The 6,568-nt window shown below is 43.5% G+C and carries 8 protein-coding genes; all 8 read right to left on the bottom strand.

Annotated features, from left to right (window positions below; genetic code table 11):
• Positions 1–8: 8 nt before the first annotated feature.
• Entirely contained in the window at positions 9–812 is an 804-nt protein-coding gene (gene pstB, locus ADH92_RS00960) for a phosphate ABC transporter ATP-binding protein PstB (RefSeq protein WP_049496102.1), read from the bottom strand.
• A gap of 10 nt (positions 813–822) precedes the next feature.
• On the bottom strand, positions 823–1,707 hold the full coding sequence (pstA, locus tag ADH92_RS00965) for a phosphate ABC transporter permease PstA (protein WP_049496106.1): 885 nt from the start codon (positions 1,705–1,707) through the stop codon (positions 823–825).
• Complete coding sequence (gene pstC / locus ADH92_RS00970) at positions 1,697–2,608, bottom strand: phosphate ABC transporter permease subunit PstC (RefSeq protein WP_014713132.1); 912 nt, start codon at positions 2,606–2,608, stop codon at positions 1,697–1,699. Before pstC ends, pstA begins: the two co-directional genes overlap by 11 nt.
• A gap of 16 nt (positions 2,609–2,624) precedes the next feature.
• Entirely contained in the window at positions 2,625–3,491 is an 867-nt protein-coding gene (locus ADH92_RS00975; protein WP_049496111.1) for a phosphate ABC transporter substrate-binding protein PstS family protein, read from the bottom strand.
• Positions 3,492–3,597: 106 nt separating this feature from the next.
• Positions 3,598–4,902 (bottom strand): RsmF rRNA methyltransferase first C-terminal domain-containing protein, encoded by a 1,305-nt coding sequence (locus ADH92_RS00980; protein ID WP_049496115.1) that lies wholly within the window; start codon positions 4,900–4,902, stop codon positions 3,598–3,600.
• Positions 4,903–5,673 (bottom strand): inositol monophosphatase family protein, encoded by a 771-nt coding sequence (locus ADH92_RS00985; protein ID WP_049496119.1) that lies wholly within the window; start codon positions 5,671–5,673, stop codon positions 4,903–4,905.
• A complete protein-coding gene (locus tag ADH92_RS00990; RefSeq protein WP_003003480.1) occupies positions 5,663–5,941 on the bottom strand; it encodes a UPF0223 family protein in 279 nt (92 codons plus the stop codon). The genes ADH92_RS00985 and ADH92_RS00990 overlap by 11 nt, the downstream gene beginning before the upstream one ends.
• Positions 5,942–5,953: 12 nt before the next feature.
• Positions 5,954–6,355 carry a Spx/MgsR family RNA polymerase-binding regulatory protein gene (locus ADH92_RS00995; protein WP_021152971.1) on the bottom strand — a complete coding sequence of 134 codons (402 nt, stop codon included), beginning with the start codon at positions 6,353–6,355 and terminating at the stop codon, positions 5,954–5,956.
• Between the last annotated feature and the right edge of the window lie 213 nt (positions 6,356–6,568).

A 6,568-nucleotide genomic window follows, 5' to 3' on the forward strand; every position in this document is an offset into this window, starting at 1 on the left:
ATTTTACTTTATCCAAAGTGACCCGATACATAATCGTTGGTCGATTGCAATTTTGCATTTTGGAAAATATTCGAAGTCTTATCGTACTCGATGAGGTTTCCCAGATAAAAGAAACCGGTATAATCACTAGCACGGGCTGCTTGTTGCATGCTGTGGGTCACAATGACAATGGTGTAATCCTTCTTCAACTCAAGCATGGTTTCTTCTAATTGCGCTGTCGCGATCGGATCAAGCGCTGAGGCTGGCTCGTCCATAAGCAAGATATCTGGCTTCACAGAGATGGCCCGTGCGATACAAAGTCGTTGCTGTTGACCGCCTGAAAGTGTCAGGGCTGATTTGTGAAGATCATCCTTTACCTGATCCCATAGAGCTGCCTGTTTCAAAGAAGTTTCGACCAATTCGTCCAAGACTTTCTTGTCTTTCACACCAGCACGTTCATGCGGGAAGGTGATATTTTTGTAAATCGATTTGGCAAAAGGATTGGGCCGTTGGAAAACCATCCCGATGTGCTTGCGCATTTCATAGACATTGATATCTGGACGGTTAACATCGATTCCTTCATACCAAATTTCACCCGTAACACGCGCAATATCGATGGTATCATTCATCCGGTTCAAACTACGAAGGTAGGTTGATTTCCCAGATCCTGAAGGACCGATCAAGGCTGTAATCTTATTCTTTTCAAACTGCATGTCGACGCCTTTAATGGACTCGTTCGTTCCATAATAGACATGCAAATCTTTAGTCGATAGGACCACCTTTTCTTCAGGAAAAGTAATGATGTGTCTCTCATCCCAATTGTATTTTGACATTTCTTCTCCTTTAAGCAGATGTTAGTTTTTTATGGAGGTAACTTCCGAGTTTGCGGGCTCCAAAGTTAAAGATCAAGATAAAGATCAAAAGAACAGCGGCAGAACCAGCTGAGACTTCGATCGAGTCTGGAATGGTTCCTTCACTGTTGACCTTCCAGATATGGACGGCCAAGGTTTCAGCCTGACGGAAGATCGAAATCGGACTCGTCACACTAAAGATGTTCCAGTTAGACCAATCAAGAGCTGGAGCCGATTGACCTGCTGTATAGATCAAGGCAGCGGCTTCCCCGAAGATCCGTCCTGATGCCAATACGACCCCAGTAATAATGCTTGGAAGAGCCTCCGGTACCACGACATGAATCACGGTTTCCCAACGAGATAAGCCCAGTGCTAAACCTGCTTCGCGCTGCGTATGATGGACGTGCTGCAAGCTATCTTCGATATTGCGGGTCATCTGGGGCAGATTAAAGACGGTCAAGGCCAAAGCCCCTGAAATGATCGAAAATCCATATTTGAACTGGACAACAAAGACCAAGTAACCAAAGAGACCTACAACGACAGATGGCAAGGAAGACAAGATCTCAATACAGGTACGAACCAAATTGGTCAAGCGCCCTTTTTTAGCGTACTCAGAAAGGTAAATCCCAGCCCCAAGAGAAAGTGGGAAGGAAATCACCAAGGTAATGACTAAGAGGAAAAAGGAATTATACAATTGAATTCCGATCCCTCCTCCTGCTTGATAAGAAGAGGATTTCCCAGTCAAGAAGTGCCAGGATACATGGGGCAAGCCACGGACCAAGATATACAGGATCAATGAGGCAAGAATCGCAACGATGATCCCTGAAATAGCATACAGTAATCCTGTTGCAATTTTATCCATTCGTTTAGCGTGCATAGTTCTTCTTACCTCTTTCTTTCGTAATCAGTTTAATCACACTGTTAAAGGCAAGACTCATGAGGAGCAATACCAAGGCGAGTGACCAAAGAACATTGTTATTGACCGTACCCATGACGGTATTTCCGATTCCCATGGTCAAAATAGAGGTGAGGGTGGAAGCTGGTGTCGTGAGTGAAGTTGGCACGACAGCAGAGTTTCCGACCACCATCTGGATGGCTAAAGCTTCCCCGAAGGCACGCGCCATACCAAAGACAACCGCTGTAAAGATTCCAGAGCGGGCTGCCTTGAGCGTGACATGCCAAATGGTTTGCCAGCGGGTCGCTCCCATGGCCATACTAGCTTCCCGGTAATGACGGGGTACAGCTCGGAGGCTATCGGTCGTCATAAAGGTAACAGTTGGTAGGATCATAACAAAGAGGACAAAGACCCCTGAGAGGATCCCAAAACCAGTCCCTCCAAAGAGACTACGCGTAAATGGTACGACCACTTGAAGACCAATGAATCCATAAACAACGGAAGGAATCCCCACCAAAAGCTCAATCGCTGGTTGCAAGAAACGAGCTCCTTTGGGGGAGACTTCTGTCATGAAAACAGCCGCACCAATGGCAAACGGCGTTGCCAAGAGGGCAGAAAGCAAGGTTACAATAAAGGAACCAAGAATCATGGGTAGTGCTCCAAATTCCTTTGCAGCAGGATTCCAAGAGCTCCCAAATAGAAAACTAAAGATATTGACTTTATTAACAAAGAAAGTCGATAAACCTTTTTGGGCCACAAAAATTAAAATCATGGCAACGACGACAACAATCAAACTCATACATAGAAAGGTAATGGTCTTCCCAAATTTTTCTAGGCGGGAGTTTTTTGATTTCGTCAGCATTTTTTTTGCTACTTCGTTCATTTTTTACCTAATTCTTTTATTTTTTTGTCACATTCCCTTTTAAATCACGGGTGACTTTCATATCATTGATGGGGATATAGCCCATCTTGCCAACAACTTTTTGCTGAACCTCATCCGTCATCATGTAGTCAATGAATTTTTTAGACAACTCATTGGGTTTTCCCTTGGTATACATATGTTCGTAAGACCAGATGGGCCAGTTATTGTTGACGACATTGGCTTTGGTTGGTTGATAACCATTGAGCTTCATGGTTTTGACACTGCTATCCAAGTAGGTAAAGGCTAGATAAGAGATGGCTCCTGGAGTTTGAGAAACGATGTTTTTCACCATTCCATTAGAGTCTTGCTCTTGGGCCTGCTTGGGTTGTTTGCCATCCATGATAATGGCATCAAAGACAGCACGGCTACCAGAACCTACGGCACGGTTCACAATCGTGATCTCAAGATCTGGACCACCCAACTGCTTCCAGTTGGTATATTCACCTGTAAAGATCTTTCGCAATTGCTCCGTTGTCAGATTGTCAATCGAGATATTTTTATTGGCAATGATGGCTGTCCCTGCTACGGCTACCTGATGATCGACCAGACTAGAGGCATCGATCCCAGACTTTTCCTCTGCAAACAGGTCACTATTTCCGATGTCCACAGCACCTGATTGAACTTGTGAAAGTCCTGTACCAGAACCTCCTCCTTGTACATTCACAATCTTACCAAGATGTTCTTCAATGTAGCGATCTACCACTCCTTCAACCAAGGGTTGCAAGGCAGTGGATCCAACAGCAGTGATGGATTCTCCGCGATTGATCCAAGAAGCACAAGCAGATAAACTTCCTGCTAATGCGATCGTCGCTAGTCCTAAGATCAGCTTTTTAGACTTTTTCAAATCATGTCTCCTTGATATTTCACTATTTCACTTATGATTTTGACAAGTTTTTTCAAAAAAAACTGTACTTCCACTATATCATAGAACGGGTTCTTTGCCCAGCATTTTACCTAAAACGAAGCCCCTTTGGATAGAAATTTTTCAGGGTTTGCCCGGTCACTTTGGCAAAGCCCAAACCATTGCCTTCTACAAGAACCTGGTACCATCCATTTGGATGCGTTTCCTTCAATTGAACTGTCTCTCCCGCCACATAATGAACAAAGTCCTCAGGCGTGATCGAAACGGTCTCTTTGACTTCACTCGGTTTCAGAGCTAGACCAAGGGCAAAACTAGGTTCAAATCGATTTTTCTTGAAGGTTCCTAGGTGCAAGCCATTTCGGGCAATTTTTACTTTTCGCAAATCAGGTAAACCAAGTGGAACCAAATACAGCTCGTCACCAAAGGTTTCAAGAACCCCTTCTAGAGTAATCTTCAAATGTTTCTTAGCAAATTCCTGCCACCATTTCTTTTGTTCAGCAGATAATTGGTCCTTTTTGGAAGGGATTTTAGCAGGCCGATTCTCTCCTAGATAACGAAACTTAGCGACAAATTGGCCCTCCCCTTTAAAGCGATGAGGATACATACGCGCGGTTTCTGGATAGTCAATGCCTTCTGCCATACCATTGATCTTCTCGATCGTTTCCAGCTCCAGATCATAGTTTTCCAAAAGCCAGGATACAATTTCTTCATTTTCCTCTGGAGCCCAGGTACAGGTTGAATAAACCAAGGAACCACCTTGGACCAACATCTTGAGGGCATCCTCCAGAATTTCTCTTTGAAGAAGACTACACTCTCGAGGATATTCGACAGACCAATAGTCCATGGCATCTGGTTGCTTACGAAACATCCCCTCACCCGAACAAGGAGCATCTAATACAATCAGATCAAAAAAGCCTGAGAAAACTTTTGCCAGGCGATCGGCTGACTCATTGGTTACCAATACATTTTGGGCACCGAAACGTTCGACATTCTCTACAAGAATTTTCGAGCGCCCCTTGTGGATTTCATTGGAGACCAAGAGTCCCTGATTATCCAAATAAGACAAGAGCTGGGTGGTCTTGCCACCAGGAGCTGCCGCCAAATCTAAGACCTTCATCCCTGGCTTCGGCTGGGCAACTTGAGCCACCATCTGAGCTGCTGGTTCTTGCGAATAGACCAAGCCTGTTGCGTGCTCAATGGATTTTCCTGAGACCTTTCCATAATGGCCCCAAGGGGTATTGGGAATCGGATCATCAAATGCTTTTTGAGCTTCTTTCAAAGGATTAGTCCGAAAGGCCGATACTGCTTCTTGTTCAAAGGTCGCAAAAAAAGCAGCAGCATCCTCACCTAGAAGATGCTGGTATTTTTCTTTAAAACCATTGGGAAAATTCATTTAACTTCTCCCTTTCTTAAGATAGGTTTGAATTTCTGTTAACTTCACTTTTGGAACCATCATAATGGGTTCCACTGACTGGTAATTAGGTTTATCTCCATTTAGATTTAAAACGGTATAGCCCAACTGTTCGCCCATGATCGCTGCTGCGGCATAATCCCAGGGCCAGATGTAGCTAAAATAAGCTAGAATCCCACCTGAGAGAATTTTTGAAAAACTAATACCTGCACTTCCGTAAACCCGAATTCCAAGAGAATCCATGCCAAGATCGGCCATGCCCCAGTCATTTTTCTCAAGCATGCCGACATTTGAAGCAATCAAAAAGTTTTCTAGAGGTTGGTCCACAAAGGGGGTTAGTTCAACCTCATTTCGATAAACAGGGAATTCTCCACCCCCGTAAAAAAGGTGATCCCGCATCACATCGTAGATCAGGCCAAACTGACCAATTCCGTCTTCAAAATAGGCCACCATCACCGCAAAATCTTCCTTTTGGGTCACAAAATTATTGGTCCCATCAATAGGATCAATCACCCAAACGGAACCTTCTGAAATCGGCGAGCGAAGGCCATCTTCTTCCGCAAAAATCCGATCTTCTAGGTAGCGATGTGTAATTTTTTCAACCAAATCCTTTTGAACCTGTTGGTCCATCTGGGTTACTAAATCTGTCGGCCCCGTCTTTTTTGAGATCATCAAGTCATCATGGAGATGAAGACGCAAGTAGTCTCCAGCCTCTAAAACGATTTGTTTGGCAAACTCTAATTTATTCTTCAAGAGAAAACCATCCTTCCTCTTTTTGCTTTGCAGCCTGGGTCGCACGATAGAGAGAATAACCGCTCACTTCTTCGAACTCCCGTCCAAGACGCTTTTCTTCTCCGATACTAGGTACGACCTTCTTAAAAGCGCGGTAGGCTTCCATGTATTCTTTGGCCTCTACCTTACTTTCATAGGCTTCTTCAACTTTATTGAAAAAAGAAAGCACTGAAGCAAGCTCTTCAGTGCTCCACGATAAGTCCAGTGGGTAACTATAATTTTTTTGCATTCGACATACTTCTTAGTTTATTTCTGCTCTTAGAGTGGCAGAGCGTAACTCTTGTTTGCGATAACTCCGTGGTAAGAAGGCCCGAATTTCATCTTCGTTAAAGCCAATCTGCATGCGTTTGTTATCTAAAATAATCGGTCTCCGCAAGAGACTAGGATTTTCCTCAATCAGACGGATCAAGGCTGAGATAGATAAATCTTCAACATCAACATCCAATTTTTGAAAAATTTTTGAACGAGTTGAAATAATGTCGTCTGTTCCGTTTTCGGTCAAGGCCAATATACTTGTCAACTCCTGTTTGCTCAAAGGACTTGTCATAATATTGTGTTCTTTAAATGGAACATCGTGCTTTTTTAACCAAGCCCGAGCTTTTCGACATGATGTACAACTCGGTGATAAAAATAATGTAATCATGTGGTTCACTTCTTTTTTTATATATAACTATCTGACTCTATTATACAAAAAAAATAGGTGCTTGAAAAGCGCTTTTTTGATTTCTAGACGATTTTTCTGAATTTCAGTGGAAAAAAGAAATCCCTTTCATTTTTCCCAAGAAGAGGCCCGAAAAAAGAGAGTGGGACAGAAATCGGTAATTCGTTAGAATTCGATTTCGTCGTCCCACCTCCG

It is taken from the genome of Streptococcus parasanguinis, assembly GCF_001073155.1.
GTDB lineage: Bacteria > Bacillota > Bacilli > Lactobacillales > Streptococcaceae > Streptococcus > Streptococcus parasanguinis_D.